This is a genomic window from Halobacillus alkaliphilus, assembly GCF_900113125.1.
In the GTDB taxonomy this organism is placed as follows: Bacteria; Bacillota; Bacilli; order Bacillales; family Halobacillaceae; genus Halobacillus; species Halobacillus alkaliphilus.
Window position 1 is genome coordinate 1 of record NZ_FOOG01000036.1, and the last position, 26,391, is coordinate 26,391.

The window sequence follows — 26,391 nt, forward strand, 5'->3', positions numbered from 1 at the left end:
AAGGGTTCTTCGAATGGGCATAAGCAACGTATTAAAGTAGCCAGACTCCACGAAAAGATTGCGAACTCTCGCAAGGATTATCTGCATAAAATTTCTACCGAAATCATCAAAAACCACGATGTGATCGGGGTAGAAAATCTTCAAATTTCCAATATGCTCAAAAACCGAAAACTATCCAAATCGATTAGTGATGCGAGCTGGTCGATCTTCACCTCTATGCTCGAATACAAAGCCGAATGGTACGGAAAACAATTGGTACCCGTATCAAAAGTTTTTGCGAGTTCTCAGCTGTGTTCCAAGTGCGGATACCAAAACAATGAGGTGAAGAATCTCGCTGTTCGAACGTGGAACTGCCCGAATTGCGGCTCCCGCCACGACCGAGATCTAAATGCGAGTTTCAATATATTGAAGGAAATTAAAAGAATCCTTCCAACCGTCGGTGCGACGGGGCTAGCCTAATCATTTGAACGAACCGTTAGGTTCGTGCTCTTAGGAATCCCCCAACTTCAAGGAGCGTCAGCGAGTAAGTGGGGGTAGTTCAAGTTAATTGAATAAGAAGCAGTTTGAAAAATCTCTGGTCTATTCCTTTCTTGGGCTCGTATATATGGTAGTACAATCAATCTCAGGAGGGGAAACGATGAAGAAGTCTGGTTACAAACCCTATTTTATTGCGGTTTTGTTATTAATAAGTTCAGGACTTTTAAGCGGCTGCTTATTTGAGGGAGAGCAAACTTTAGAAAAAATGGATGTACCGGAGGAGACAACAGTCACTGAACCAGAAATGGAAAGTGAAGCTGCATCACCGGAAGAAGAGACGAAAGAAGAGGGAAAAACTACTGAAGAGGAGTCATCCGGTACGGTAAAGAGGGAGCTTTATCTATTGGATGCTAGCGGTATGGTCGTTCCCCAAACTCTTGAACTACCTGCGTCTGAAGAAGCAGCGACTCAGGCACTTGAATACTTAGTTAAGGATGGTCCAGTTACGAATTTACTGCCTAATGGATTTCAAGCGGTTTTGCCGGCAGGTACCGAAATTTTGGGTCTCAACCCGGAAGCCGATGGAACGATGGTGGTAGATGTTTCCCCTGAATTCAAGAATTATGAGGAAAAGGATGAACAAAAAATCCTTCAAGCCATGACGTATACCTTAACGCAGTTTGAAAATGTAAAACGAATCAAACTGTGGATCAATGGTCATGAACAAGATGTTATGCCAGTCGGTGGGACCCCTCTAACAGATGGGGTTTCCCGCTCCAATGGAATCAATATTCATGTGGGTGACCAAACGGATGTAGTCGATAGTGAAGCTGTTACTGTCTATTTTCCAACTCAAAATGGTGATCAGGTTTATCAAGTTCCTGTTACCACACGAGTTCAGAAGGGTGACGACAGCTACTCCTCCGTGGTCCAAGCCCTTCTGAACGGACCTGAACTTGGAACCTCACTGCTTCACCCTTTTAATGAAGGTGCACAGGTGACAGGTACAGATCTCAAGAATGGGGTTTTGAAGCTTTCCTTTAACGAAGCAATATTATCCGGTGAAGAACAAAAGTCGCTATCCGATGAAGCGTTAGCCAGCCTGGTCATGAGTTTAACTGATCTTTCCGACGTTGAATCCGTAGAAGTGCAGGTAGAGGGCACCGAGCAGGTTATGAATGAATCAGGGGAGCCTCTAGTAGAACCCGTGAGTCGATCTGATATCAATAAAGCTGAAGAATTCTAAAATGGAAAAGGGTGCCGGCAAAGGTGCCCTTTTTCTTTTTGGAAGAGTAGAAGAACAGACTTACTACCGAGCAGCTATAAATTGTGTTAAGATGGGCTAGGATAATGGAGTAGAAGAAGGAGGCGGCTTTAATGAGAAACGATCAAAGAAAAGTAAATCAATTAAGAAAAGTGACGATAGAAACTGATTATGTTAAACATCCGGAAGGTTCGGTATTAATAAGTTTTGGAGATACAAAAGTAATTTGTAATGCCAGTATTGAGGACCGTGTCCCACCGTTTTTACGAAACCAGGGAAAAGGCTGGATCACGGCTGAATATGCCATGCTCCCGAGAGCGACGGAGAATAGAAACATCCGGGAGTCTTCAAAAGGAAAAGTTTCAGGACGTACAATGGAAATCCAACGCTTAATCGGGCGTGCGCTACGGGCAGTAGTGGATTTAGATAAAATTGGCGAGCGAACACTTTGGGTAGACTGTGATGTTATTCAAGCAGATGGAGGCACACGAACAGCTTCTATAACAGGGGCATTTGTTGCTGTGGTCCTTGCGTTAGGAAAATTGGTGAATAATAAATCCATTAAAGAGCTGCCGATTCATGATTATTTAACTGCTATATCAGTAGGTGTACTTCCAGAAGGGGAAGAAGTACTGGATTTATGTTATGAAGAAGATAGCAAAGCGCAGGTAGACATGAACGTAGTCATGACTGGAAATGGAGAATTTGTAGAACTCCAAGGCACGGGAGAAGAAGCGACTTTCTCTATGCCCCAGCTGCAGACGATGCTTACCCTGGCTCAAGAAGGAGTTACTGAGCTTGTGGAACTTCAACGGGAAGCAATTGGAGAATGGGCAGAGGTTATTTCTGCTAAACAAGCAGCACAAACGGGGGGTCAATCATGAAAGAGGTTTTAATTGCAACAAAAAACGCCGGAAAAGTCGGCGAGTTTCAGGAGCTTTTTGCTGCTTATGATATAGCGGTTAAGTCTTTACTCGATTTTGATGAACAGATAACGGATATTGAAGAGACCGGTGCCACCTTTGCTGAAAATGCAGCTATAAAAGCAGAGGCTGCAATGAAGCACTACCAAATTCCGGTGATCGCAGATGATTCAGGTCTTGAAATTGATGCATTGGATGGAGCACCGGGTGTTTACTCGGCCCGGTATGCAGGGAAAGATAAAGATGACGATAAGAACATGGAAAAAGTTCTTGATGAGCTTATAGATACGCCATTAGAAAAAAGGACGGCCCGTTTTGTATGCGCCATAGCCGTAGCCCGACCGAATGAAGACACCTTTGTGAAAACCGGGATATGTGAAGGCAGTATTGCTTTAATGTCCAGAGGAGCGAATGGTTTTGGGTATGACCCAATTTTCATACCAAAAGGGTCTGATCGAACGATGGCTGAGCATACTTCTGAAGAAAAGAATTCCATCAGTCATCGACATTATGCTATCCTGCAAATAGAAGAGTGGTTAAAAGATCAATCGTAAAGAGGTGGTCCAGATGCCAAAAGTATTAATCATTAGTGACAGCCACGGTCTGGAACAAGAGTTAAATGACGTGAAAAAACGTCACCAGCATGAAGTGGACGCTATGCTTCACTGTGGCGATTCTGAACTAAGTTATGATTCAAAGGAATTAGAAGGCTTCCATTATGCAAAAGGGAATTGTGATTTTGAACCTGAAATGGAAAATGATCAGGTGGTCTCAGTAGGGGATATTACTTTTCTGGTGACTCATGGTCACCTTTACCAAATTAAATCTACACTAATGCCGCTTTCCTACAAAGCTGAAGAAGTAGGAGCTCAAATAGCCTGTTTTGGTCATTCCCATATTGCAGGAGCCGAAAAAGTGAATGAAAAACTTTTTATTAACCCGGGGAGCTGCCATCTTCCTAGAGATCGGGAAGAGCCAACGTACGCCATTCTTGAATGGACGTCACTTGATAATTTGCAGTTACAATTCTATCATATCAATGGGGATGTCATGCCGGACTTATATCTGGAAGCATCACTTGCAGCAAAGAAATAATTCTTTGCTGCAACCCTATTGACAAATATAAGAGTTCTTATTATAATAGTTTTTGTCCGCTTAAACGATATAGATATTTAAAGATAATGATTTCTAAAGATGCGGGTGTAGTTTAGTGGTAAAACCTCAGCCTTCCAAGCTGATGATGAGGGTTCGATTCCCTTCACCCGCTCCATATCATAATTTAATTTGAAAATACTTAATCTTGTCCCAGTAGCTCAGCAGGATAGAGCAACAGCCTTCTAAGCTGTGGGTCGGGAGTTCGAATCTCTCCTGGGACACTAAACAAAGAGGCTTAAAAGCCGACAATAAAGCTTTCAATGACGTTAAATGAAACGGTCAATACAACGGTTGAACTCGGAAATCCACCCGAAACTGAACTGTTACGACTAAATTAAATTTAACGGAATTGAAGGCTTTTTTTTATGAAAAAAGAAAGCAATATTAAAGCTAACAGAGGACTTAAGCGGGTTATTTGAGGAAAGACTCGCCAAAGAGATGGTACAAGAGGCAGATATTAGTGCTTCCACAGCTCCAAAAGCTAAGACTACTAATCGGTCGAAAGAACGGAATACAGACCGTTTCACTATTGAAAAGGCTCTAGCTACAATTGCTCGATAAATGGAGATAAGCGGGAAGAGGCCTCGCGCGATAAGCGAGTACACAACTTGGGTTTTAAGCTCAATAAAGGTTTCACTTATCCGAAGGGAAGAAGAGTAAAATAATAATAGCCCTCCCCATATGGAAAGAGCTAAGGTATTAGTTTGCTGTTAACGATTGTGTGTTCTTTTTAATAAACTTGATAAACAACAAGCGAATGATGGGTCCCATAACTACAAGTTGCAATGGAAGAGCAAATATGAAATTAAATGTGAAGATATGCAAGTAGTCTTTATAAAGTGTTCCATTTTGAACCCCAGAATGTAAATACGACGTAACCAAGCCATAAAATGACATACAAAAAGCCATTCCAAATACCATACATGTGGACATAGAAATAACAAACAGGGGTATATTTTTTTTGCTAAACGGTAGCAAAGAGACGATCTTACTAGCTAACGGACCCACAAAGAATAAATCCAATACAAGAGCAATGACATAAGCAAGCACAAATTGAATGACAATCTCCTTAAATGATAGGATGCCAAACAGATCATTCATGTACATGTTATAAATAGTCATTATAACAACCATTCCAAAGCACATCATAGAACCAAAATATAAACCTTCTTTTCTAGTTGTAGGCAATTCATTTCCACTCCTTTTTTTATATTCACTGCCATTTGATAAGTATAGTTAAATATAAGTAAGTTTCGTAAGTGACAAAAATGTGAACATTTTGGAGGGAGAAAAGTCATGGAGATCAATAAAACAATTGACGAAAAGGGAGTAAATGAAAAACAAAGAGAGAGTCTAAGAGAAGAGGAATTAAGAAAAACCCTACTGGAATAGAGAGGACAGAAGAAACATGTTGATTTAGTAGGCCGTTTAGGTTGGAAAGGTACAGGAATTCTTGTTCTTGTAATCATAAGTGGGTTTGTTATTGTATCTTTTTTCTTCAAGTAAAAGGGCTTTCCTTTATTAGAGATATTGAATCGGTGTTATAAATGTAAACAGTCGAAAGTTCGGAAAATGAACGACTCAATGAACGTATCAATGACCTTCAATTTAACGTTTTAAATATTGGCTATAATTTTGGTCGGGAGTTCGAACCTCTCATGGGACACTAATGTATAAAACGCTGAGTCCTTTTGTGCTAAAGGATTCAGCGTTTTTCTTAGGTTATACCCTAGTTAAATAAAACCAACCAAATATCAAGGTAACGATTCTGAAGTAACAAAAGTTGAAAATGTACTAGGCAGGGGTAATGAATCACATGCGTGACACAAACGTATTGCACTAATTTATAATGAAGCATGATTTTACCAATTCATTCAGGAACAAGGAATACTAGGATGACAATCTAACTAAATCCAGACCATTTTCAATCAGGTTGAATTTTAGACACCTTTGGCCAAAATATACTTCCAGGTAAGGCTTTGATTCGAGTGGATAGTATCTAATGAAGAACGTGTGGTGTCCCGTTAGATCTCTTAAGTACGATTCATTTAGCAAATCTTTTAATAATATTAATTCTTGATTTGGGGTGTTTACATTCCCGTCAGCCGAGAGGTAACCATCGCTTTCAAGTTTATGCAATAAATTCAATAGCAGAACCCTCCTCTTTAGGATAGTTTAAACGAAATATATATACTATTATTATTTGCTTACTGAAGGCTTAACGCAATCAGAGTTTTTGTCGGATTAGATAGAATAAAGTCTCATAAGGGTGGCTGCTTGCTACATTTTGGAGGTGCATGAGAATAGTAAGCCAAGCAGATGGAAGTTTTGTAAGGTGACATTCGTTTTAATGACCAATCTAAGGGATGTTTAGCCCTTTCCTTGAATGACTTTAAAAAAGCGCTGAAACCTTCACTTAAGGTTTCAGCGCTTATGTTATACAGGAATAGATTGTCAGCTCCTTTTAAAGGGGTCTGTCGTCAAACTCATATTGAACTGGTCCGGGCGCAACTCGTGCGTTTTCAAGAGCTGGAGTATCCGGACGTGCTATCTGATAGACCGCAGCTCCAACAATTTCTGTGGTTTCTTTCAACTTATCTTTGCTAATTTTATCCACTGTATCTTCAGGAGAATGATACCATGGCTCAAGGGGTGCATGAATGAATAAAGCAGACGGTATGCCGCGTTCAAAGAAGGGGACGTGGTCACTGCGGCCGAGCTGTCCGTATTCCACGACTTCTGCTACCCTCGCTCCCGCAGCTGCCCCTAAATCGGTTACCAGATTCTTTTCTCCATCAGGTGTAAACATAATTAAATCTCCAGAATCACGACTTCCTATCATATCCATTTGAAAATGGGCGACCGTTCGACGAACTTCATCTTCACTTAAGGTGCCTGCATAGTAGTAAGAACCAATTAGCCCCTTTTCCTCAGCACCGAATGTCATAAATCGTAATTCAGTATCCGTCGGAGTATTGGCCATTATTTTGGCTAGTTCCAGCACTCCGGACACACCTGATGCATCATCGTTAGCACCTGGGCCTCCCGCTACAGAATCATGGTGAGCACCAACCGTAATAATTTGACCATTATCTTTGTTTTTATGAGGTTTCATTGTAGCAATGACATTATATGAAGTTTTATCGATTACTCCCGCATCTTGAACGGATATTTCTGCATTTACTTCTTCTGATTGAAGTTGGTTCACCAGGGATAATCCTGTTTCGCGGTCTATAGCTACAGCTGGTATATTCTGTCCCTCGTATGTATAACCGAAATCATTGCCTTTTTCTCCTTCTCGGTTAAACATGATCACTCCTATAGCGCCTTTATCTAAAACATTTTGGACTTTTTCATAAAAACTAATAGAGCCTCTCTCAATTAAGGCGATTTTACCTTTTACTGAGTCAGTGACTTCTTCTTTAGATGCTAAACCAACAAATTGAAGTTTAGAGTTCACTATCCCATTTACTGATCCATTAAAGGTGCGAACACCTTCGCGAAAAACTTTGTCATTAATAACTATGGAAGAAACACCTGCGTACCAGTCTTGAAAAGTAAAAGGTTGTAATTCCGTATCATATCCATAGCTTTCAAACTTTCCTTTTATATACTGCACCGCATTATATTCACCTTCTGTTCCAGCTTCTCTTGGGTTTTTTGAAAGGAAATCTACTCGTTCATAGAGTCGATCAGCACTAATTTTTTTAATAACCTTGTTATCGAACGCATGATCACTACTGCTGTTAAGAACAGAGGGGGCAGCATCAACTGTTGCTGGAGCAGAGCTTAAAATTAATCCAGCCGCTAACATCACTTTTATTGCTTTTTTTGACATAAACTTATTCCTCCTTGAATATGTAGCTCGTGGTACTATAACTATATTTCATTTCACAAAAAATGGAAATAGAGCCTTTTTAAAATTAATAGGAGATTAGATTAGGATGCCAACTTAGGGCCTATACCAAAAATGGAAGTTTCTGAAGCAAGCTGTCGAATGTATGATTAAAAGTGTCTGCTTTATCAATTACGGGTAATGGTAGAACAGGTGAATGATACTTAAGAATCAATTTCCTGAAATATTGCTCGGCAGTGGTATTTTACTATGTATTAAATGCCGTTTTGGCGTTTAGAGGAGGGAATAAGTTAATTATGGAGCAAATGAATTTGTTCAACGATGAGCCACTGAATATACCGAAAACGGTTCTGTCTCCAATTGAGAATAATAAAAAATTAAATTCTCAGGATTTTGCAGCGAACCAGAAATTATTTTCAGAATATGTAAAGTTGATCCAAAGACAACATAAATGTTCATGGTTTGAGGCAAGGCATCTGTTTTTTAAGTTCAGGGATAAATCATAGAAGGTCGTAATGATTGGAATGGAGGGGCTCAAGTTAAAACAAATAAACGGATGTCAAATCATAGAATGCAAACCAGAAAAATTATTGGAAAGTGTGAGAGATAAATGACAATTTTATTAACTTGAGCTATTATTCTACATTTTTTGCTATAATACAGGCAGTTGGCGCTAAAAAAAGGATGTACCTAATTAGATAGAATAATAGAAAAGGAGTGTACTTCTCAGTGAAAAACATAAACCGGTTGTTTAAAAAGGGATTGGCTTTACTGCCGCTAAGTATGGTTTTGCTGCTAAGCGGCTGTAATAGCGAGCTTGCTGTTTTAGATCCCAAAGGCCCTGTAGCCCAAACTCAAAAAGACCTTATTTTATACTCCGTCTATTTTATGTTGTTTATTGTGGTTGTCGTATTTGCAGCCTTTACGTATATGGTCGTTAAGTATAGAGAGAATAGACCGGGTCGTAAGGAAACAGATTATGATCCTCATATGCACGGAAACAACAAAATTGAAGTAATTTGGACGGTTATTCCTTTTATTATTGTTATCGCCCTAAGTATTCCAACTGTGGATACATTATTTCAATTGGAAAAACCACCGGAGGTAGAGGCAAACGAAGAAGAACAGGAACCTCTGGTTATCCACGCAACTACAGCGGATTGGAAATGGTTCTTCAGTTATCCGGAAGAAAACATAGAGACTGTGAACTATTTGCATATTCCGACAGATCGGCCGATTGAGTTTAAATTATCTTCTGCTGATGCTATGACTGCACTGTGGATTCCACGACTAGGCGGTCAAAAGTACAATATGGCAGGAATGATGAACACTCATTATCTGGAAGCGGATGAAGAGGGTGTCTATAAAGGCAGAAACTCAAACTTCAATGGAGAAGGTTTTACGAAGCAAACGTTTGAAGTTTATGCAGAAAGCCCTGAAGAGTATGATCAATGGGTGAGTGAGACCCAAGATCAGGCGCCAGAACTAACTCAGGAAAGATATGATGAATTACTTGCGCCCGGTTTGACGGAAGAACATGAGTTTTCATCTACTCACTTAGCCTGGGTTAATCACGGAAACCCTGAGGGGATGGATTATGCCATTAATCGTCATTTTGAGAAATATGGTGAATTAATGCATTTAGAAAGTCATCAGGATGCTGAAGACTTTATGGACGAAGAAAATAATGACGATCACGAAAGCGACAGAGATCATTAGGAAGCAGGTGAGTAATTTTGCAACTAGACGAATTTTTTGTGACCGGTGAACCTCTCATTTACGCGGGAATGGTTTCCATTGCCCTCGTGACGATCTCCATGTTATTTTTCCTAACGTATTACAAGAAATGGGGATGGCTCTGGCGTGAGTGGCTTACAACGGTTGACCATAAAAAAATTGGAATTATGTATATTTTAAGTGCTCTTGCGATGTTATTCCGCGGGGGCGTAGACGCTATGATGATGAGGACGCAGCTGGCGTTTCCGAATATGAACTTTTTAAACGCCCAGCATTATGACGAAATCTTTACCACGCACGGTACAGTTATGATTATCTTCATGGCCATGCCGTTTTTGATTGGGCTTATGAACTTTGTTGTTCCTTTGCAGATTGGGGCAAGGGACGTAGCCTTTCCTTATTTAAATGCTTTAAGCTTCTGGTCATTTTTATTCGGGGCTATGCTGTTTAATATATCGTTTGTTATCGGCGGCTCTCCGGATGCCGGGTGGACTAGTTATACCCCGCTGGCAGGAGCTGCCATGAGTCCGGGCCCAGGCCAAAACTTTTACCTCCTGGGCTTACAATTATCAGGAATTGGTACATTGGCAACTGGTATTAACTTTATGGTAACTATCTTAAAAATGAGAGCTCCAAAAATGAGAATGTTTCAGATGCCAATCTTTACCTGGTCTACTTTGATTACATCTTTCATTATTGTATTTGCTTTCCCGATTTTGACGGTTGCTTTAGCTCTAATGACACTTGACCGTATATTCGGAGCTCAATTCTTTACCTTAACAGGTGAAGGTATGCCGATGATGTGGGCGAACTTGTTCTGGATGTGGGGACACCCTGAAGTTTATATTGTGATACTTCCTGCATTCGGTATATTTTCTGAGGTCATTTCAGCATTTGCTCGTAAGCAGCTATTTGGTTACAAAGCTATGGTATGGGCGATCATACTAATCGCTGGATTGAGTTTCCTTGTATGGGTTCACCACTTCTTTACTATGGGTGCTGGTGCTTTTGTAAACTCGGTCTTCTCCATATCGACCATGCTTATTGCAGTGCCGACCGGTGTGAAAATATTCAACTGGCTGGGTACCTTGTATAAGTCTAAAATTAATAACACAGTAGCTATGATGTGGGCCCTTGCTTTTATACCGAGTTTCGTCATCGGTGGTGTTACCGGAGTTATGCTTGGTATGGCATCCGCAGACTATCAGTTCCATAACACTTACTTCCTGGTAGCGCACTTTCACTATGTATTAATTGCCGGTACGGTATTTGCCTGCTTCTCAGGTCTAGTATTCTGGTATCCGAAAATGTTCGGGCACAAGCTTAACGAAAGACTCGGAAAATGGAGCTTCTGGTTCTTTGTTATTGGATTCCATGTCTGTTTCTTCCCGCAATACTTTGTAGGTTTAGATGGAATGCCGCGTCGTGTCTTTACTATCATTCCTGAGTGGATGCCGCTGAACATTATTTCTACTGTCGGTGCATTTGGAATGGGTGTTGGCTTTGCCATTTTTGTATTCGCTATTCTTTACAGCTACCGTTACAGCGAACGTGAGAAAACAGGAGATAGTTGGGATAATGGAAGAACGCTTGAATGGGCTACTCCTACTCCTGTACCTTTTTATAACTTTGCAACACTTCCGCATATTGATAGTCAGGATGCTTACGTGAAGTTAAAACAAGAAGGTAAAACGACGTTTGAAGAAGATGAAGTAGAGCCTATTCACATGCCGAGCAACACGGGACAGCCGTTTATTATGATGGCTTTCATGTTTGTATCAGGATTTGGACTTGTATTCGAGTGGATGTGGATGGCTATAGGCGGCTTGCTTGCCGTATTGGTTATGATGATTATACGTTCCTTCGACTATGACGAAGGCTTCCACGTAGAAGTAGATGAAATTAAGCGTACGGAACGCTCGGCAAGGAGGTTATAAAATGAGTTCTCATGAGTTGAAAACAGGACCATTAGAATATAGAACCGAAGAAGGCCGGCTGAGCATTCTTGGCTTCTGGATATTCTTAGGTGCAGAAATTGTATTGTTTGCTACACTCTTTGCCACTTATGCTGTATTATTCGGAAGGACAGCTGATGCTCCTTCTCCTGGAGAGCTTTTTGAAGCGAAGACTGTGCTGATCATGACTTTTATGCTTTTAACAAGTAGTTTTACTTGCGGTATCGCCATTCATGAAATGCGAAGAGGATCTGTAAAAGGATTACGTAACTGGATGATTGTAACCCTGATCCTCGGGCTGGGATTCTTGGGTTTTGAAATTTACGAATTTGTACATTATTCTCATGAAGGAGCAACACTGCAGTCAAGTGCATACTGGTCTTCTTTCTTTACACTAGCAGGAACACACGGATTGCACGTTACTCTTGGTATTGGATGGGTGATTCTCCTGCTTATTCAATTAACACAGAGAGGATTAACCCCAAAAACCAGTCGCAAATTTTTTGTAATTGGTCTTTACTGGCACTTTCTAGACGTAGTGTGGATTTTCATTTTCACAAGCGTTTACTTGATAGGGATGGTGGTTTAATATGACAACTCATAACAAACGTATTCCTACTCAACATATTGTTGGTTTTATCGTATCGATTACGTTAACCTTAGTAGCCGCTTGGGCAGCTTTGCAATCTGATTTGTCCGTTAGATGGATTATCATCGGAATAATGGCCTTAGCCATTATTCAGGCAGGCATACAGTTGTTTATGTTTATGCACGTAGTAGAACCGGAAAGTCAGGGCGGTCACGTGCCATGGAATATGATGTTTCATGGCGGCGTTCTTGCAACCATACTTGTAGCTGGTTCACTGTTTACCATGTCCTTTGGCTTCACTCATGATCATGACGGTGATGGTCATAATCAGCAGCAGCAACAGGAAGAGCATAATGAAAATGAAGGTTCTACAGAGAATTCTAGCCATTAACATAAAAATGTAATTTAATAATCTGGTGGTGATGTATATGAAATTAAGTGAAAAAGTCCATGATAGTGAAAGAAATCAAGCCACGGAGATATTATCCCAAAAACATGTTATTGGTTTTATGCTTTGTATTTTACTAACAGCTATTTCGTTATGGGGAGCACTCTATACAGCTTACTCGCCTAAACTTCTGCTTTACGCTGTTTCAGGCTTGGCATTCACACAGGCGATTTTCCAATTGTTCCATGTTCAGCTTCAAAATCTAAAGACGTACAGATAAATTAAACCCTCTACTTTATATAAAGTAGAGGGTTTGTTTTTTTATTGAAATTCTTTTTGGTACTTACCATGGCTGCTGACTATATATACGATGAACATGATCCAGCCTACTTGAGACAATAAAAGTCCTGCATAAAAAATTATCCATAACGGAGAGAATGTGGCAGGCGCAACACTAAACGCAGCCTGGAGATAATAGACCCACATACCTACCAGCATCAAGGACTGTATAACCGCGAGAGATAACCTTCCTACTTTCAGGAAAAGAAATGGGGTAAGTGTCGAGAGCAATAAGAAAATCATAACAATATCCATTTAGAAACAACTCCTTTTAAGGAAATAATAATGTAAGCGCATTCTTAATCTTTCTTTAATTGTAACAAAAAATTCTCGAAAATGACACACAATATTCACAAAATATCTGGAATGGGGCAGATTCACTATAAATCCTTGAGTATTACTTTTTTAAAACCATTTCTTTAACAAGATCATATTCTATGATAAAGGAGTGGTTCCACGTGTTTTTTTTATTCTACATTTTGCCAGGATTCATCCTTTGTATGGTACAGAAGGAACCAACACATGAAACGAGAGAGGATCGATCGTTTTATATCTTTTATTTACTGTTTATTTTAATTTTCTGGCCTGCTTTTATTGTAATTAAAGTCTGGGAAATTTATGTTGGTAATTTTTTTATGCGCAAGTAAATGGAGTGGGAAATGTTAGGAAGAATACAGAAGCGTTTCTAATCACATAATAGTATTGCCTATTCGGCTACTTTGATTTAAGGAGCGTGGAAGTCAGATGAAACGACAGAATGTACAATGGTTACCAGTAATTGCTTCCATAGGGGTAGGTGCAGCCACTTACAGTTTAATGACTGGCCAATCAGGACAATTGCAAAACGTTCTTCCTGGTTTAGCAAAGGTTGCATCACCTCCACAGAAAAATCAATCAACAGACCAATTACCGTTCAGCTGATAATAAAACAGACTGGCTTCTAGTACAAGAAGCCAGTCTGTTTTAAACCATCTAAAAAACGTTACGGCAGCTACCAGTAACGTTTGGTGTAGTGAATGATATGTGTTAGTTAGTTTGTGGAATTTCAATAGCTCTTTTGTCAATTTCCTTGGTCAAAAGATATACAAAATCATCATCTAACTGAAGCTTGACGGACTCCAGATAAGTTTCAAGTAGCGTTTGATCATCTAGAAGTGACAAAACTATGCAGCTCCTTAGAAATTATTAATAGAGTGAATTACGATTCACAACTATTTATTTTATCAAAAAAGGAAACTTGCACATGAGACTAAAGACTCATTTTGGATAGGGTATCAATAAATAGACATAATTCGATTTTCTGAAACATAAAAGAAAGAATGATTCCTATCGAATGAGGAGGAAAAAGTGCGATTCACCACGACACTTTCTGTAGGGGAAGGAAAGCAATTCCATTGTGTTTCAGTAATAACTGCTTTAATATAGCCTAATAAGTATAAGGTTGGGGAATTAAATAGAAGGGACTCGCAGAAGGTTTTATTTTTACTATTTTGGTCATAATAGAATATGCTAGAACTCCAATGCTATAGGAAGGGTGTCTTATGGAAAATAATAAAGGGAATATTGTGATGTTCCCAAAATGGAAAACCAACTTGGAAAAGGAAGGGCTTCAGGCGCTTAAAGAAAAACGATACAAAGACGCTGTTCGATCTCTCCAGCCTCTTCTAGACTATGATGCTGCCAATCATGATGTTTATACGGGCTTATTAATGAGCTGGATTGAGCTCGGCGAGTTCGATGAAGCTGAGGAATTATGTAAGAAACAGATGAAAATAGAGATCGATCATTATTATCACTATTTACATATATACATAACGATTTTATTTCAAACAAACAGGTATCAGGATATTGTAGATCTACTTGACGAAGTATTCGAAGCAGAAGATGTTCCTCATCAAAGTAGAACTCAATTATGGCAGATGTACGAAGTAAGCCGAAAGCTGCTAGAGGATTACCAGCGAGAACAGGGCGAAAAGCTGATTAATGATTTTCTGACTGCAATGGACAAAAATGATATTCAAAAGCAATGGTCAATGGTAAACCAGTTAAAGAAACAGCCTGCTTTACCGCATGTAGAGACCTTCAGACCAATTCTTAAGGATAACTTAGTACATCCAATTATCAAATCAGCAGTAATTGAATGGTTCAGAGATACCGATATAGAAGAGCTAATGCAGGTTCAAAAATTCGGTCAGATAATTGAAGTAGTACCTGGCAAACTAAATCAATTACAGTCTGATTACATTATAAAACAAATACAGATGAGACTTGGTGGAATCGAACAAAATAATCCAAGCATGTATGTCATTCTGGACCGTCTTTTATATAGGTACTGTTATGTTCGCTTTCCGTTGTTTCCTAATGAGAATGAAGTCCCTATTATTGTTGAAGCGCTCAAACAAATAGGTCATCAGTATTTGCAGCTGCCTTACCGTGAAAAGACAAATGTAGAGGATGTCCAGAAATATATAGAAGAAATTGAATTGTGTGAACAGCATTATTCTCTGATCATTGGAGAATAACAATCAAAGGTGAGATTATTCCACTTATATGTACATATCTTGAAAGCCCGTTTGTTTATGTTATAATATAATGGTTGCAAATGAGATTCGTATGTATAAAGAGTCATAGAATCAATGAACAATCGTCCAATGACGAAATTGAATGAATAGATGTTGGAGGGAATTTTTTATGTCAGCAAAATGGGAAAAGCAAGAAGGTAATCAAGGTACTTTAACAGTAGAAGTACCAGCAAGTGAGTTCGACCAAGCGCTTGATCAAGCCTTCAAAAAAGTAGTCAAAGATGTACAAGTACCTGGATTCCGTAAGGGTAAAGTACCTCGGAAATTATTTGAGCAACGTTTCGGAGTGGAATCTCTTTATCAGGATGCTCTTGACATTGTGCTTCCTCAGGCGTACTCAAATGCTGTAGAAGAAACTGGGATCGAGCCGGTAGATCGTCCGGAAGTAGATGTAAAACAGATTGAAAAAGGTGAAGACCTGGTATTTACAGCTGAAGTAACAGTTAAGCCTGAAGTTACTCTTGGAGAATACAAAGGCTTGGAAGTTGAAGAGCAAAGCACAGAAGTTACCGAAGAAGATGTGCAGAACGAATTGAAACAACTACAGGAGAAACAAGCTGAACTCGTTGTTAAAGAAGATGGCGAAGTTGAAGACGGCGATACTGTAGTCATGGACTTTGAAGGCTTCGTTGATGGAGAGGCGTTCGAAGGTGGACAAGCTGAGAACTACTCTCTAGAAGTAGGGTCAGGTTCATTTATTCCAGGTTTTGAAGAGCAGCTGGTAGGTAAGAAAGCAGGAGAAGAAACAGAAGTAACTGTTACTTTCCCTGAAGAATACCATGCAGAAGATCTTGCTGGAAAAGAAGCGACATTCAAAGTTACCATTCATGAAATCAAAGGAAAAGAATTCCCAGAGCTTGATGATGAATTTGCAAAAGATGTTGATGAAGAGGTTGAATCTCTTGATGAACTTACTAAGAAAACACGTGAACGTTTAGAAGAGCAAAAGAAAACTGATGCTGAAAACCAAAAACGTGACACACTCGTAACAAAAGCTTCTGAGAATGCAGAAGTAGAAATTCCAGAATCTATGGTTGACACTGAACTTGATCGCATGGTTCAAGAATTTGAACAGCGCCTTCAAATGCAGGGGATGACCAAAGATATGTACTTCCAGTTCACAGGGCAGGATGAAGACGCTCTTCGTGAACAAATGAAAGAAGATGCAGGCAAGAGAGTTAAAACTAACTTGACTCTTGAAGCAATTGCTGAAGCTGAAGATGTAAATGTTGCAGATGAAGATGTTAATGCAGAGCTTGAGAATATGGCATCTATGTATCAAACAGATGTAGCTCAGTTGACTCAAATGCTTGGCGGAAATACCGACATGATCAAAGAAGATCTTAAGATACGTAAAGCAATTGACGTATTAGTTGAAAACAGCAAAACTAAATCTGAATAAGAGGATCTGGAGACAAGGGGCGGGTTTGCTTCTTGTCTCCTCCTATATTTCCTCTTAGTAGAGTATAGGTTAAAGAATTAGTGGATAGTATGAATGATACTTCCTGTGTTTTACATACACTATAGAGGTATCCTTTTGTTTGACTTATCCATTACATATCTACATAATGAGGTTGGTGCAATAGAGATTCGCACACCTCTAATAGGTATTGCTTTTTTGTTAGGAGTTATTTTGGTATGATGAGCAAAAGAAACTGAATCGTTTAAGGTCATATCTTAAAACTTCAGTCGCAACTATTGCGTCATTTTATTAAGGGGTGAAATGTATGTTTAAATTCAATGAGGAAAAAGGACAGCTAAAGTGTTCTTTCTGCGGTAAAAGTCAAGAGCAGGTTCGCAAGCTCGTGGCAGGACCAGGGGTATATATATGTGATGAATGTATTGAACTTTGTACAGAAATTGTTGAAGAGGAACTTGGAAATGAAGAAGAAGTAGAATTCAAAGAGGTACCAAAACCACAAGAGATCCGTGAAATCCTCAACGATTATGTCATTGGTCAAGAACAAGCTAAGAAAAATTTATCCGTAGCTGTTTACAATCATTACAAGCGTATTAACGCAGGTACGAAAAATGATGATGTAGAGCTTGCCAAGAGTAATATTCTAATGCTTGGACCTACAGGAAGCGGTAAAACACTTCTTGCTCAAACACTTGCCCGTATATTAAATGTTCCATTTGCCATTGCAGATGCAACTTCATTAACGGAAGCTGGCTATGTAGGGGAAGATGTGGAAAACATTCTTCTTAAATTAATACAAGCAGCTGACTATGATGTAGAAAAAGCTGAAAAAGGTATAATTTATATTGATGAAATTGATAAAGTGGCCCGTAAGTCTGAGAATCCTTCTATAACACGCGATGTATCAGGTGAAGGCGTACAGCAGGCTTTACTGAAGATTCTTGAAGGTACACAGGCTAGTGTCCCTCCACAAGGAGGACGAAAGCATCCTCATCAAGAATTTATTCAAATCGACACGACCAATGTTTTGTTCATCGTGGGGGGAGCCTTCGATGGAATTGACCAAATTATCAAGCGTCGCTTGGGACGTAAAGTTATAGGATTTGGATCGGAACAAAATGTTGATGAGAATGAAAAGAAAGAGTTGCTTACAAAAGTACTCCCGGAGGACTTGCTGAGTTATGGGTTGATCCCGGAATTTATTGGCCGGTTGCCGGTAATTGGAAGCCTTGAGCAATTAGATGAAGATGCACTTGTAGAAATTCTTACTAAGCCTAAGAATGCACTAGTTAAGCAATATCAGAAATTGTTCCAAATAGACCATGTAGAGCTGGAAATTGAAGAAGAAGGTCTTCGTGAAATTTCACGTCTGGCCATTGAACGTAAAACAGGTGCCCGCGGCCTGCGTTCTATAATTGAAGGCATCATGCTTGATGTTATGTATGAATTACCTTCACGTGATGATATTGAAAAATGCATCATTACTAAAGAAACAGTTACAGCGGAAAATGGCCGTCCTAAGCTTATCCTGACTGATGGAACGGTAGAAGATGAGAATAAAGAATCTCCTAAAGAAAGTGCTTAAGTAAAACTTTGGAGAGGTATTTCTCTTTAACTTCAAGCCGCGCTACGCCTAGCTGTAGCGCGGCTTCAATTTTATCCTTTACGAGAAGAGATAGATCGATAAGTAGACACCGCACATTTCATTGGATACCTTACAGCCTATCCTGAATAGAAACTCTTGTGATAAAGCTTGGTACATACAGGATGAAAGAAGCGCTTCTTGCTCATAATATGGGTATCATTTGAAGAGGCTGCCCCCTTCACGCGTCAAATGTGAAGGGGGTTCGGCATTGGAAACCAATAGTTTTCCTGCGTTTACTTTCCAAAAAGTTTTATATATGATTAGAATACGTATTGGCATTATACGGAGGTGCAAAGAATATGACAGACAAACAGAAAAATCAAATCCCCCTCCTTCCTCTTAGAGGATTGTTAGTGTACCCATCTATGGTGCTGCACCTGGATGTTGGAAGAGAAAAATCGGTTAATGCATTAGAGCAAGCCATGATGGAAGATAATGAAATCTTCCTTGTATCACAAAAAGAAGTGAATATTGATGATCCATCTTCTGATGATATGTACTCTGTTGGTACAGTGGCACGAGTGAAGCAAATGGTGAAACTGCCTAATGGGACAAATCGTGTACTCGTAGAAGGACTTTATCGTGCAACAATTGATGAAGTAAGTGAAGGTGACGAATTTTATCAAGCAAATATTCACAGACTCGAGGATGAACACGAGGATAAAAATGAAGAAGAAGCCTTGATGCGAACGTTAATGAGTCAATTTGAACAATACGTAAAAGTATCTAAAAAGGTGAGCCAAGAGACCTATAACACTGTATCTGACATAGATGAACCGAGTCATCTGGCGGATATCGTAACCTCTCACTTGCCCGTGAAACTAAAAGATAAGCAGTCCATTTTAGAAACTGAGAATGTGAAAGCACGTCTTCAGAAATTAATAGAACTTATTGGGAACGAACGTGATGTCCTGCAAATTGAACAAAAGATTGGGCAGCGTGTTAAGAAGTCTATGGAAAAAACACAAAAAGAATATTACTTACGTGAACAGATGAAAGCGATACAGAATGAGCTAGGTGATAAAGACGGCAAGACGGGTGAAGTTGCTCAATTGAAAGAAAAGATTGAAGAAGCTGAAATGCCTGAAAGAGTAGAGAAAATCGCCTATAAGGAACTTGGCAGATATGAAAAAGTGCCACAAAGCAGTGCGGAAAGTTCCGTTATCCGTAATTATATTGAGTGGCTTGTTTCTCTTCCATGGTCCGCTGAAACGGAAGATAATTTAGATGTTAAGCATGCAGAGAAAATATTAGATGAGGATCATTATGGATTGGAAAAGGTAAAAGAGCGCGTGCTCGAGTATCTTGCTGTCCAGCAACTTACCCAATCCATTAAAGGTCCAATTTTATGTCTAGTCGGACCTCCAGGAGTAGGTAAAACATCCCTTGCAAAATCCATAGCACGTGCCATAAACCGTAATTTTGTCCGCATTTCACTCGGCGGAGTGAGAGATGAAGCTGAAATAAGAGGACACCGGAGAACTTATATCGGGGCGATGCCGGGTAGAATCATTCAAGGAATGAAGAGGGCAGAAACCGTTAATCCTGTATTTCTTATGGATGAGATCGATAAAATGGCCAGTGATTTTAGGGGAGATCCTTCATCTGCCATGCTGGAAGTACTTGACCCTGAACAGAACAGTACTTTTAGTGATCACTTTATTGAGGAACATTATGACTTATCTAAAGTTATGTTTGTAGCGACGGCCAATACTATGTCCTCTATTCCAGGACCATTGCAGGATCGTATGGAAGTTATTACAATAGCCGGTTACACAGAAGTAGAGAAACTGCATATCGCAAGAGAGCATTTGCTTTCTAAACAAATAAAAGAAAATGGTTTGAGCAAAGGCCAAATCCAAATTAGGGAAGACGCTTTGCTTAAATTGATCAGAACTTACACGCGTGAAGCTGGAGTCCGCGGATTGGAGCGCGAACTGGCAAGTATATGCCGAAAAGCTGCTAAAATTATTGTTTCGGGTGAAAAGCAGCGTGTTGTAGTTACAGAGAAGCAATTGGAAGAACTGCTGGGCCGTCCTAAATTCAGATATGGCCAAGCTGAGCTTGAGGACCAAATTGGAACAGCCACAGGCCTCGCGTACACTGCTGCAGGAGGCGATACTCTCTCAATTGAAGTATCTATCTACCCAGGCAAAGGAAATCTGACTCTTACCGGTAAACTCGGGGATGTTATGAAGGAATCCGCACAAGCTGCCTTTAGTTACATTCGCTCCCGTGCACAAGAGCTAAATATCGATGCTGATTTTGTAGAAAAGAATGATATTCATATCCATGTTCCAGAAGGAGCAACTCCTAAAGACGGACCTTCTGCAGGAATCACGATTGCTACTGCACTGGTTTCTGCGCTTACCGGACGGCCTGTTCGGAAAGAGGTTGGTATGACCGGAGAAATAACTTTACGAGGACGAGTGTTGCCAATAGGTGGATTAAAGCAGAAATCATTAAGTGCCCACAGGGCTGGTCTTTCTAAAATTATTATTCCTTCTGAAAACGAAAAGGATTTAGAAGATATACCGGAAAGTGTCCGTGAAGGGTTAACGTTTATACCGGTTAAGCACTTAGATGAAGTCTTAAACCAAGCGCTGGTGGAGGAAGTCCATGAAGGTTAATTATGCAGATATTGTAATTAGCGCAGCGAGTAAAAAACAGTATCCGAAAGCTCCGATCCCGGAAATTGCCTTAGCGGGAAGATCAAATGTAGGGAAATCTTCGTTCATAAACAAGATGATTCAAAGGAAAAATCTTGCTCGTACTTCTTCTAAACCGGGAAAAACTCAGACATTAAATTTTTATATAATTAATGATCTGTTTCACTTCGTAGATGTTCCAGGGTATGGCTATGCCAAAGTATCTAAAAAAGAGCGTGCAAAATGGGGAGAAATGATGGAAGAGTACTTTTCAGAAAGAGAGCAGCTGCGCGCAACTGCTCTGATCATTGACTCCCGTCATAAACCTACAGAAGATGATGTTATCATGTATAACTATCTAAAACACTTTGGATTACCGGTCATGGTTATTGCAACAAAGCTGGACAAACTTAAGAAAAGTCAAAAACACAAACAGCTAAAAACGATTCAGGAGGTTTTGGAGATGGAAGAAGAAGATACTCTGATTCCTTTTTCCTCCGAAACCGGAGAAGGAAAAGAACTTGCGTGGAAAACTATGCTGGCACACTTGAATATGTAAGGAAAGCCACTTCTTTAGTTAGAAGTGGCTTTTTTCAGTACAACCGTTTTGTCTTTTTGGAAGGTCAACGTTACCAAGCAATTATGAAGTTTTCTCTTCAAGGAACCTTAGATCGTTCAAAGATGACTAATACTTATCAAATGACAACCCTAAGACTTTAAGATAATTTCAAGCAATTTCATGCATTTATAAGTATTTAAATGAAATTACATTAACCAATCCATCATTTCCGATATTTTGGTTCGATATGCATTATTTTAAATTTTGGGAAAACTTTGAATGCTAGATATAATTAATATTATTGCCAATATAACAATTAGATGACAAATTGATGAAGGGAAGGGTTGGGAGAATATGAAAAAGTATTTATTTATGTTACCTCTTACTATTATTTTGATCTTTGCTTTGGCTGCTTGTGGAAGCAGTGAAGACGGAGGAGAAACTTCGGGTGATTCCGAAGAAGGCTCGGAGGAATCGAGCGGATCCAATACTGATTATGGTTTAGTTGAAGAGGGTAAGTTTACTTTCGCCTCGTCTGGAGAATTCCGTCCCTTTAGTATGACAGATGCGAGTGGGGAAATGTCCGGCTTTGATATCGACGTGGCAAATGCAATAGCTGAGGAACTGGGCCTTGAACCAAATCCTCAAAAGCAGAAATTCGCCTCCATTGTAGAAGGTGTTAAAACAGGCCGTTTTGATGCTGCCGTAGCAAGCCATACGATTACAGAGGCACGTGCAGAACAAGTAGCTTTTTCAACACCATATTATTACTCTGGAGCTCAAATTTTCACACGCCCTGGAAGTGATATTGAAACCCTTGAAGATTTAGAAGGGAAAGAGATTGCCGTATCGAAAGGTTCAACTTACAGTAAATTTGCTGAGGGAGCAACGGAAAATATTAAAACATATGATAGTGATGTAGTGGCCTTGCAATCACTTGCAAAGGGCCGTCATGACGCTGTTATCACAGACTTCTTAACAGGTAAAGAAGCGATGCAGCAGGATCTTGAAATTGAGGCTAAAAAAATGATTGAACGCAGTGAACAGGCGGTAGCCGTAGCAAAAGATAACGATAAGCTATTAGAAGACGTCAATGCAGCTCTCGAAAAACTTCGTGAAGATGGAACCCTTGCTGAAATTAGTAATGAATACTTTGGTGACGATATTACCACTAAACCTGAGTAATTGATGATTTTAGTTATACGGAAGTCTAAAGAGTGCGCGTGTGCGTACTCTTTTTTGACATTAAAGAGGAGTTGAGGTTATGTACTTACAGTTTATTTCTTTTTGGGGAGGGTTTTGGGAAGCACTTGTAAACAGTCGGGAGTTATTTTTTGAAGCTTCTCAGCTTACCCTTGCATTAACAGCAGTTTCCATATTTATTGCAATATTTGTTGGTTTATTCTTTGCCTTATTAAAAATTTCTAATATTAAGCCTCTGGAATGGGTCGCGAATGCTTATATTTACATCGTAAGGGGAACACCGCTTATTGTGCAGATTTTTGTATTCTATTATGGCTTGACAAACGTATGGATGATTAGCGGATTCTGGTCGGTTTCTTTGGGACTCGCATTCCATAATGGTGCCTATATTGCTGAAATATTCCGAGGGTCTATACAATCCATAGGTAAAGGTCAAACAGAAGCCGGACGTTCTCTTGGGATGAGTCAGGCATTAACGATGAGAAGAATCATTCTCCCTCAGGCTTTCCGACGTGCGTTGCCCCCGCTCGGTAATCAGTTTATTATTGGGTTAAAAGATTCGTCTCTGGCTGCGTTTATTGGAGTTTCAGAGATATTCGCTGTTGCTACAACACAAGGGGCAAATACTTTCGATTATATGACATGGCTGCTCGTAAGTGCAGTGTACTACTTAATTCTTGTCTTCCTTCTAACCCTTGTGGTTAGCTTGATTGAGAAGAAAATGGCTGTTAGTGGCGATGAGTAACCATAGAGGAGGGATACAGTTTGGCTAAGCAAATGATAGAAGTTAATAAATTAAATAAATACTTCGGGGATAACCATGTTCTGAAGGATATTGATTTTCATGTGGCAGAGAGTGAAGTCGTTGTTTTAATAGGTGCCAGCGGATCAGGAAAGAGTACAATGCTGCGATGTTTAAACTTTTTGGAAATGAAAAACAGCGGTGAGATCTTTATCAAAGGAAATGAAGTTAATCCGAAAAAAGACAATGTTAATGAAGTTCGACAAAAAGTAGGTATGGTTTTTCAACACTTTAATCTTTTCCCTCATAAGACCGTGCTGGGAAACGTTATGGAAGCTCCTACGCAAGTGAAGGGGCTCTCCAAATCTCAAGCCAAAAAAGAAGGTAAAGAACTGCTTGAAAAGGTAGGTCTAGCAGAAAAAGCAAATGATTATCCTTCTCGTTTATCCGGGGGACAAAAGCAGCGCGTAGCTATTGCGCGTGCCCTGGCTATGAAGCCAGAGATCATGCTATTTGATGAACCTACCTCAGCTCTTGATCCAGAGCTTGTAGGTGAAGTATTGCAAACGATGAAGGATCTGGCTAAAGAGGGGATGACAATGGTTGTGGTTACCCACGAGATGGGCTTTGCTCGTGAGGTAGCAGATCGCGTAGTTTATATGCACGAAGGGAGAATAGTGGAGACAGGCGCTCCAAAAGATATTTTTGAAAATCCTAAAGAGGAAAGAACTCAGGCTTTTTTAAGCTCTATCTTGTAATGAAAAGCCGCTGTGGCTTTAAATCACAGCGGCTTTTTGTAACTATTTTTTTAATACATATAGCCCAGAAATGATGAGTACCAGCGGCCAGTATCTGATAATGGTTTGAAAACCAGTTTGAATCCATTGAAACCATTCAGGGTTAGCCGGCCAGAATAATGCGAAAAACCCGAACCCAAGGAATAGAAGAGCTGGAATTAGTCCTTTTCGTGCACCAGCATATCTAATCAGAAAAGCAGCTCCTACGATCACGAAGTAAAAGGGCCAATCATCTTTCCAGAAAGCTAGATAGTGGATGGCATGGAAATGAATGCCGAACCCGAGCAGTAATGCCCCGGTAAAAAGACTTGAGTGATCTTTTTCTATATAACTGTGTAATAAAAAGGCAGCTCCAATAATAAACAGTAAAGTAGGCCACGAATAAAATTCAGATAAGTAGGGAATATTTAATTGGCGAATCAGGAAATATAATCCAAAACCAATGAGTAAAAAACCAATAAAAGAATTCTGTTTAGTCATCTAACGATCCATCCATTCCAATAATAGTAATTTTGTTTACTTGCGCATTGAGCGTGGGTTTGATATATTACAAACGGATTATAATTTAAATTTATTCTAAAAAAATAGTTAAAACTCTTTATAACGTATCTATATCCTATCACATTATTTTCGAAATCTGTTCGTATATTTGCGGGAAAATGTGTGCGGATTCATGTTATACTAGATCATATGTGAGAGTCTGGAACGTTTAATGGGGGTAGATGGAATGCATATTTTAGCTGTTGGTCTCAACTACAAAACGGCCCCTGTGGAAATTAGGGAAAAACTCACTTTTTCAGAAACACACTTAAAAGAGGCTATGCAAGAGTTAAATGCCCGAAAAAGTGTGTTAGAAAATGTGATTATTTCTACATGCAATCGTACGGAAATTTATGCAGTTGTAGATCAGTTGCACACGGGACGCTATTATATTAAACAATTTTTAGCAGATTGGTTTCATGCTGATAAAGATGAATTCTCTCCATTCCTATCCTTTTATGAAACGGATGGGGCAATTGAGCATTTGCTTCGAGTGACCTCTGGTCTTGATTCAATGGTGCTGGGGGAAACCCAAATATTGGGTCAAATGAAACAAGCGTTCATAAATGGTCAGGAAGCAGGAACCACCGGGACGATCTTTAATCAATTATTTAAACAAGCGGTAACGATGGCTAAAAAAGCCCACAAAGATACAGAAATCAGTGAAAATGCTGTTTCTGTAAGTTACGCTGCGGTTGAGCTCTCCCGAAAAATATTCGGGGATCTTGTTCATAAGCATATCGTAATTCTGGGTGCGGGTAAGATGGGAGAGCTTGCTGCTAAAAACTTGCACGGATCGGGAGTACGGAAAGTAACAGTCATTAACCGTACCCTTTCTAAGGCACAGGTAGTAGCTGACCAGTTTAATGGACAAGCACGGACCATGGAAGATCTGGATTCTGTTCTTACTGACGCTGACATCGTAATAAGTTCCACGGGAGCTACAGATTACGTAGTGACTAAAGAGAAAATGGAGCCTATTCACCGAAAAAGAAAAGGAAAACCTCTCTTCTTTGTAGACATTGCTGTGCCAAGAGATTTGGACCCAGCCATGGAAAATCTGGAGAGCGTATTTTTATATGATATAGACGATCTTCAAGGTATTGTTGACGCTAATTTGGCTATACGCAAGCAAGCAGCCGAAGAAATTGAAATCATGGTGGAAGCTGAAATTGTAGAATTTAAAGAATGGCTACAAACTATTGGAGTCGTGCCTGTAATCTCCGCTTTGCGCTCTAAAGCTCTTGGCATTCAAGCAGAGACTATGAAGAGCATTGAACGAAAAATGCCTGAACTTACGGATCGTGAAAGAAAAGTCCTTAGTAAACATACGAAAAGTATTATTAATCAAATGCTGAAGGAGCCTATTTTGCAGGCTAAAGAATTAGCGGCTCAGCCTGATTCGGAAGAAACATTGCGCTTGTTTACTCAGATATTTGGGATTGAAGCGCAGGTGGAAGAAGAAATTAAAGAACAAACGAAAAAAAACCAACCAGCTGTGAAGCAAGAAGGTAAGACAGGCCAGTTCTTTCCTGTCGCCAACTCAATTGTTAATCCGTAAGGGTGGATGTC

General features: G+C 39.7%; 26 protein-coding genes, 2 tRNA genes and 1 pseudogene. 23 read left to right on the forward strand and 6 right to left on the reverse strand.

Annotation, left to right across the window (positions count from 1 at the left end; all coding sequences use genetic code 11):
- The 7 genes from BMZ06_RS15825 to BMZ06_RS15855 all read left to right on the forward strand — a co-directional run.
- Positions 1 to 459: RNA-guided endonuclease TnpB family protein (locus tag BMZ06_RS15825; RefSeq protein WP_139205844.1), on the forward strand; the 459-nt coding region annotated here is incomplete at its 5' end.
- 178 nt (positions 460 to 637) lie between these two features.
- Positions 638 to 1,723, forward strand: a complete 1,086-nt coding sequence (locus tag BMZ06_RS15830) for a GerMN domain-containing protein (RefSeq protein ID WP_089753432.1) — start codon at positions 638 to 640, stop codon at positions 1,721 to 1,723.
- Positions 1,724 to 1,854: 131 nt separating this feature from the next.
- A complete protein-coding gene (gene rph, locus BMZ06_RS15835; protein ID WP_089753434.1) occupies positions 1,855 to 2,625 on the forward strand; it encodes a ribonuclease PH in 771 nt (256 codons plus the stop codon).
- Positions 2,622 to 3,218: an XTP/dITP diphosphatase gene (locus BMZ06_RS15840; RefSeq protein ID WP_089753436.1), complete on the forward strand. Its 597-nt coding sequence runs from the start codon at positions 2,622 to 2,624 to the stop codon at positions 3,216 to 3,218. The genes rph and BMZ06_RS15840 overlap by 4 nt, the downstream gene beginning before the upstream one ends.
- Positions 3,219 to 3,231: 13 nt before the next feature.
- Positions 3,232 to 3,759 carry a metallophosphoesterase gene (locus tag BMZ06_RS15845; RefSeq protein WP_089753438.1) on the forward strand — a complete coding sequence of 176 codons (528 nt, stop codon included), beginning with the start codon at positions 3,232 to 3,234 and terminating at the stop codon, positions 3,757 to 3,759.
- 101 nt (positions 3,760 to 3,860) lie between these two features.
- A tRNA-Gly gene (locus BMZ06_RS15850) sits at positions 3,861 to 3,934 on the forward strand.
- Positions 3,935 to 3,966: 32 nt separating this feature from the next.
- A tRNA-Arg gene (locus BMZ06_RS15855) sits at positions 3,967 to 4,040 on the forward strand.
- A 478-nt stretch (positions 4,041 to 4,518) separates the two neighbouring features.
- Here BMZ06_RS15855 and BMZ06_RS15860 read toward each other — a convergent pair.
- Positions 4,519 to 5,007 (reverse strand): DUF2798 domain-containing protein, encoded by a 489-nt coding sequence (locus tag BMZ06_RS15860; RefSeq protein ID WP_089753440.1) that lies wholly within the window; start codon positions 5,005 to 5,007, stop codon positions 4,519 to 4,521.
- Positions 5,008 to 5,235: 228 nt separating this feature from the next.
- Between BMZ06_RS15860 and BMZ06_RS21070 the strand changes: the two are divergent.
- Positions 5,236 to 5,325, forward strand: a pseudogene (locus tag BMZ06_RS21070) (DUF6366 family protein); the annotation flags it as partial.
- A 384-nt stretch (positions 5,326 to 5,709) separates the two neighbouring features.
- On the opposite strand, the gene BMZ06_RS15870 reads toward BMZ06_RS21070, so the two are convergent.
- The gene (locus BMZ06_RS15870; protein ID WP_089753442.1) at positions 5,710 to 5,967 is read right to left on the reverse strand and encodes a hypothetical protein; all 258 of its coding nucleotides are present in this window, start codon (positions 5,965 to 5,967) and stop codon (positions 5,710 to 5,712) included.
- Between the two features lie 316 nt (positions 5,968 to 6,283).
- Entirely contained in the window at positions 6,284 to 7,657 is a 1,374-nt protein-coding gene (locus BMZ06_RS15875) for a M28 family peptidase (protein WP_089753444.1), read from the reverse strand.
- Between the two features lie 747 nt (positions 7,658 to 8,404).
- On the opposite strand from BMZ06_RS15875, the gene qoxA reads away from it, so the two are divergent.
- From qoxA to BMZ06_RS15905, 5 genes are read left to right on the forward strand one after another with little or no spacing between them, the layout of a single operon-like run.
- Complete coding sequence (gene qoxA / locus BMZ06_RS15885) at positions 8,405 to 9,394, forward strand: cytochrome aa3 quinol oxidase subunit II (protein WP_089753447.1); 990 nt, start codon at positions 8,405 to 8,407, stop codon at positions 9,392 to 9,394.
- A gap of 17 nt (positions 9,395 to 9,411) precedes the next feature.
- Positions 9,412 to 11,349 carry a cytochrome aa3 quinol oxidase subunit I gene (gene qoxB / locus BMZ06_RS15890; RefSeq protein ID WP_089753449.1) on the forward strand — a complete coding sequence of 646 codons (1,938 nt, stop codon included), beginning with the start codon at positions 9,412 to 9,414 and terminating at the stop codon, positions 11,347 to 11,349.
- 1 nt (position 11,350) lies between these two features.
- Positions 11,351 to 11,956, forward strand: a complete 606-nt coding sequence (gene qoxC, locus BMZ06_RS15895) for a cytochrome aa3 quinol oxidase subunit III (RefSeq protein ID WP_089753451.1) — start codon at positions 11,351 to 11,353, stop codon at positions 11,954 to 11,956.
- Position 11,957: 1 nt separating this feature from the next.
- Positions 11,958 to 12,347 (forward strand): cytochrome C oxidase subunit IV family protein, encoded by a 390-nt coding sequence (locus BMZ06_RS15900; RefSeq protein WP_089753454.1) that lies wholly within the window; start codon positions 11,958 to 11,960, stop codon positions 12,345 to 12,347.
- Positions 12,348 to 12,384: 37 nt separating this feature from the next.
- A complete protein-coding gene (locus BMZ06_RS15905) occupies positions 12,385 to 12,624 on the forward strand; it encodes a cytochrome C oxidase subunit IV family protein (RefSeq protein ID WP_089753456.1) in 240 nt (79 codons plus the stop codon).
- A gap of 41 nt (positions 12,625 to 12,665) precedes the next feature.
- Here BMZ06_RS15905 and BMZ06_RS15910 read toward each other — a convergent pair whose 3' ends face one another.
- On the reverse strand, positions 12,666 to 12,938 hold the full coding sequence (locus BMZ06_RS15910; RefSeq protein ID WP_089753458.1) for a hypothetical protein: 273 nt from the start codon (positions 12,936 to 12,938) through the stop codon (positions 12,666 to 12,668).
- 489 nt (positions 12,939 to 13,427) lie between these two features.
- Between BMZ06_RS15910 and BMZ06_RS20815 the strand changes: the two genes are divergently transcribed.
- A complete protein-coding gene (locus BMZ06_RS20815; protein ID WP_175477910.1) occupies positions 13,428 to 13,604 on the forward strand; it encodes a hypothetical protein in 177 nt (58 codons plus the stop codon).
- Between the two features lie 105 nt (positions 13,605 to 13,709).
- Here BMZ06_RS20815 and sda read toward each other — a convergent pair whose 3' ends face one another.
- The gene (gene sda, locus BMZ06_RS21175; RefSeq protein WP_281244487.1) at positions 13,710 to 13,844 is read right to left on the reverse strand and encodes a sporulation histidine kinase inhibitor Sda; all 135 of its coding nucleotides are present in this window, start codon (positions 13,842 to 13,844) and stop codon (positions 13,710 to 13,712) included.
- 380 nt (positions 13,845 to 14,224) lie between these two features.
- On the opposite strand from sda, the gene BMZ06_RS15925 reads away from it, so the two are divergent.
- The 8 genes from BMZ06_RS15925 (at position 14,225) to BMZ06_RS15960 (ending at position 24,240) form a co-directional block, all read left to right on the forward strand.
- On the forward strand, positions 14,225 to 15,205 hold the full coding sequence (locus tag BMZ06_RS15925) for a tetratricopeptide repeat protein (RefSeq protein ID WP_089753466.1): 981 nt from the start codon (positions 14,225 to 14,227) through the stop codon (positions 15,203 to 15,205).
- A gap of 169 nt (positions 15,206 to 15,374) precedes the next feature.
- On the forward strand, positions 15,375 to 16,667 hold the full coding sequence (gene tig / locus BMZ06_RS15930; RefSeq protein WP_089753468.1) for a trigger factor: 1,293 nt from the start codon (positions 15,375 to 15,377) through the stop codon (positions 16,665 to 16,667).
- 325 nt (positions 16,668 to 16,992) lie between these two features.
- The gene (clpX, locus tag BMZ06_RS15935) at positions 16,993 to 18,270 is read left to right on the forward strand and encodes an ATP-dependent protease ATP-binding subunit ClpX (RefSeq protein WP_014643922.1); all 1,278 of its coding nucleotides are present in this window, start codon (positions 16,993 to 16,995) and stop codon (positions 18,268 to 18,270) included.
- A gap of 359 nt (positions 18,271 to 18,629) precedes the next feature.
- On the forward strand, positions 18,630 to 20,960 hold the full coding sequence (gene lon / locus BMZ06_RS15940; protein ID WP_089753470.1) for an endopeptidase La: 2,331 nt from the start codon (positions 18,630 to 18,632) through the stop codon (positions 20,958 to 20,960).
- Complete coding sequence (yihA, locus tag BMZ06_RS15945) at positions 20,950 to 21,537, forward strand: ribosome biogenesis GTP-binding protein YihA/YsxC (protein WP_089753471.1); 588 nt, start codon at positions 20,950 to 20,952, stop codon at positions 21,535 to 21,537. The genes lon and yihA overlap by 11 nt, the downstream gene beginning before the upstream one ends.
- A gap of 354 nt (positions 21,538 to 21,891) precedes the next feature.
- Positions 21,892 to 22,722, forward strand: a complete 831-nt coding sequence (locus tag BMZ06_RS15950) for a transporter substrate-binding domain-containing protein (protein ID WP_089753473.1) — start codon at positions 21,892 to 21,894, stop codon at positions 22,720 to 22,722.
- A 79-nt stretch (positions 22,723 to 22,801) separates the two neighbouring features.
- Entirely contained in the window at positions 22,802 to 23,485 is a 684-nt protein-coding gene (locus tag BMZ06_RS15955) for an amino acid ABC transporter permease (RefSeq protein WP_089753474.1), read from the forward strand.
- 32 nt (positions 23,486 to 23,517) lie between these two features.
- Positions 23,518 to 24,240: an amino acid ABC transporter ATP-binding protein gene (locus tag BMZ06_RS15960; protein WP_089753502.1), complete on the forward strand. Its 723-nt coding sequence runs from the start codon at positions 23,518 to 23,520 to the stop codon at positions 24,238 to 24,240.
- 42 nt (positions 24,241 to 24,282) lie between these two features.
- Here BMZ06_RS15960 and BMZ06_RS15965 read toward each other — a convergent pair whose 3' ends face one another.
- Complete coding sequence (locus BMZ06_RS15965) at positions 24,283 to 24,759, reverse strand: LiaI-LiaF-like domain-containing protein (protein ID WP_089753476.1); 477 nt, start codon at positions 24,757 to 24,759, stop codon at positions 24,283 to 24,285.
- A 247-nt stretch (positions 24,760 to 25,006) separates the two neighbouring features.
- Here BMZ06_RS15965 and hemA point away from each other — a divergent pair, with 247 nt between their 5' ends.
- Positions 25,007 to 26,380 carry a glutamyl-tRNA reductase gene (hemA, locus tag BMZ06_RS15970; RefSeq protein ID WP_089753478.1) on the forward strand — a complete coding sequence of 458 codons (1,374 nt, stop codon included), beginning with the start codon at positions 25,007 to 25,009 and terminating at the stop codon, positions 26,378 to 26,380.
- The last annotated feature ends 11 nt before the right edge of the window (positions 26,381 to 26,391 follow it).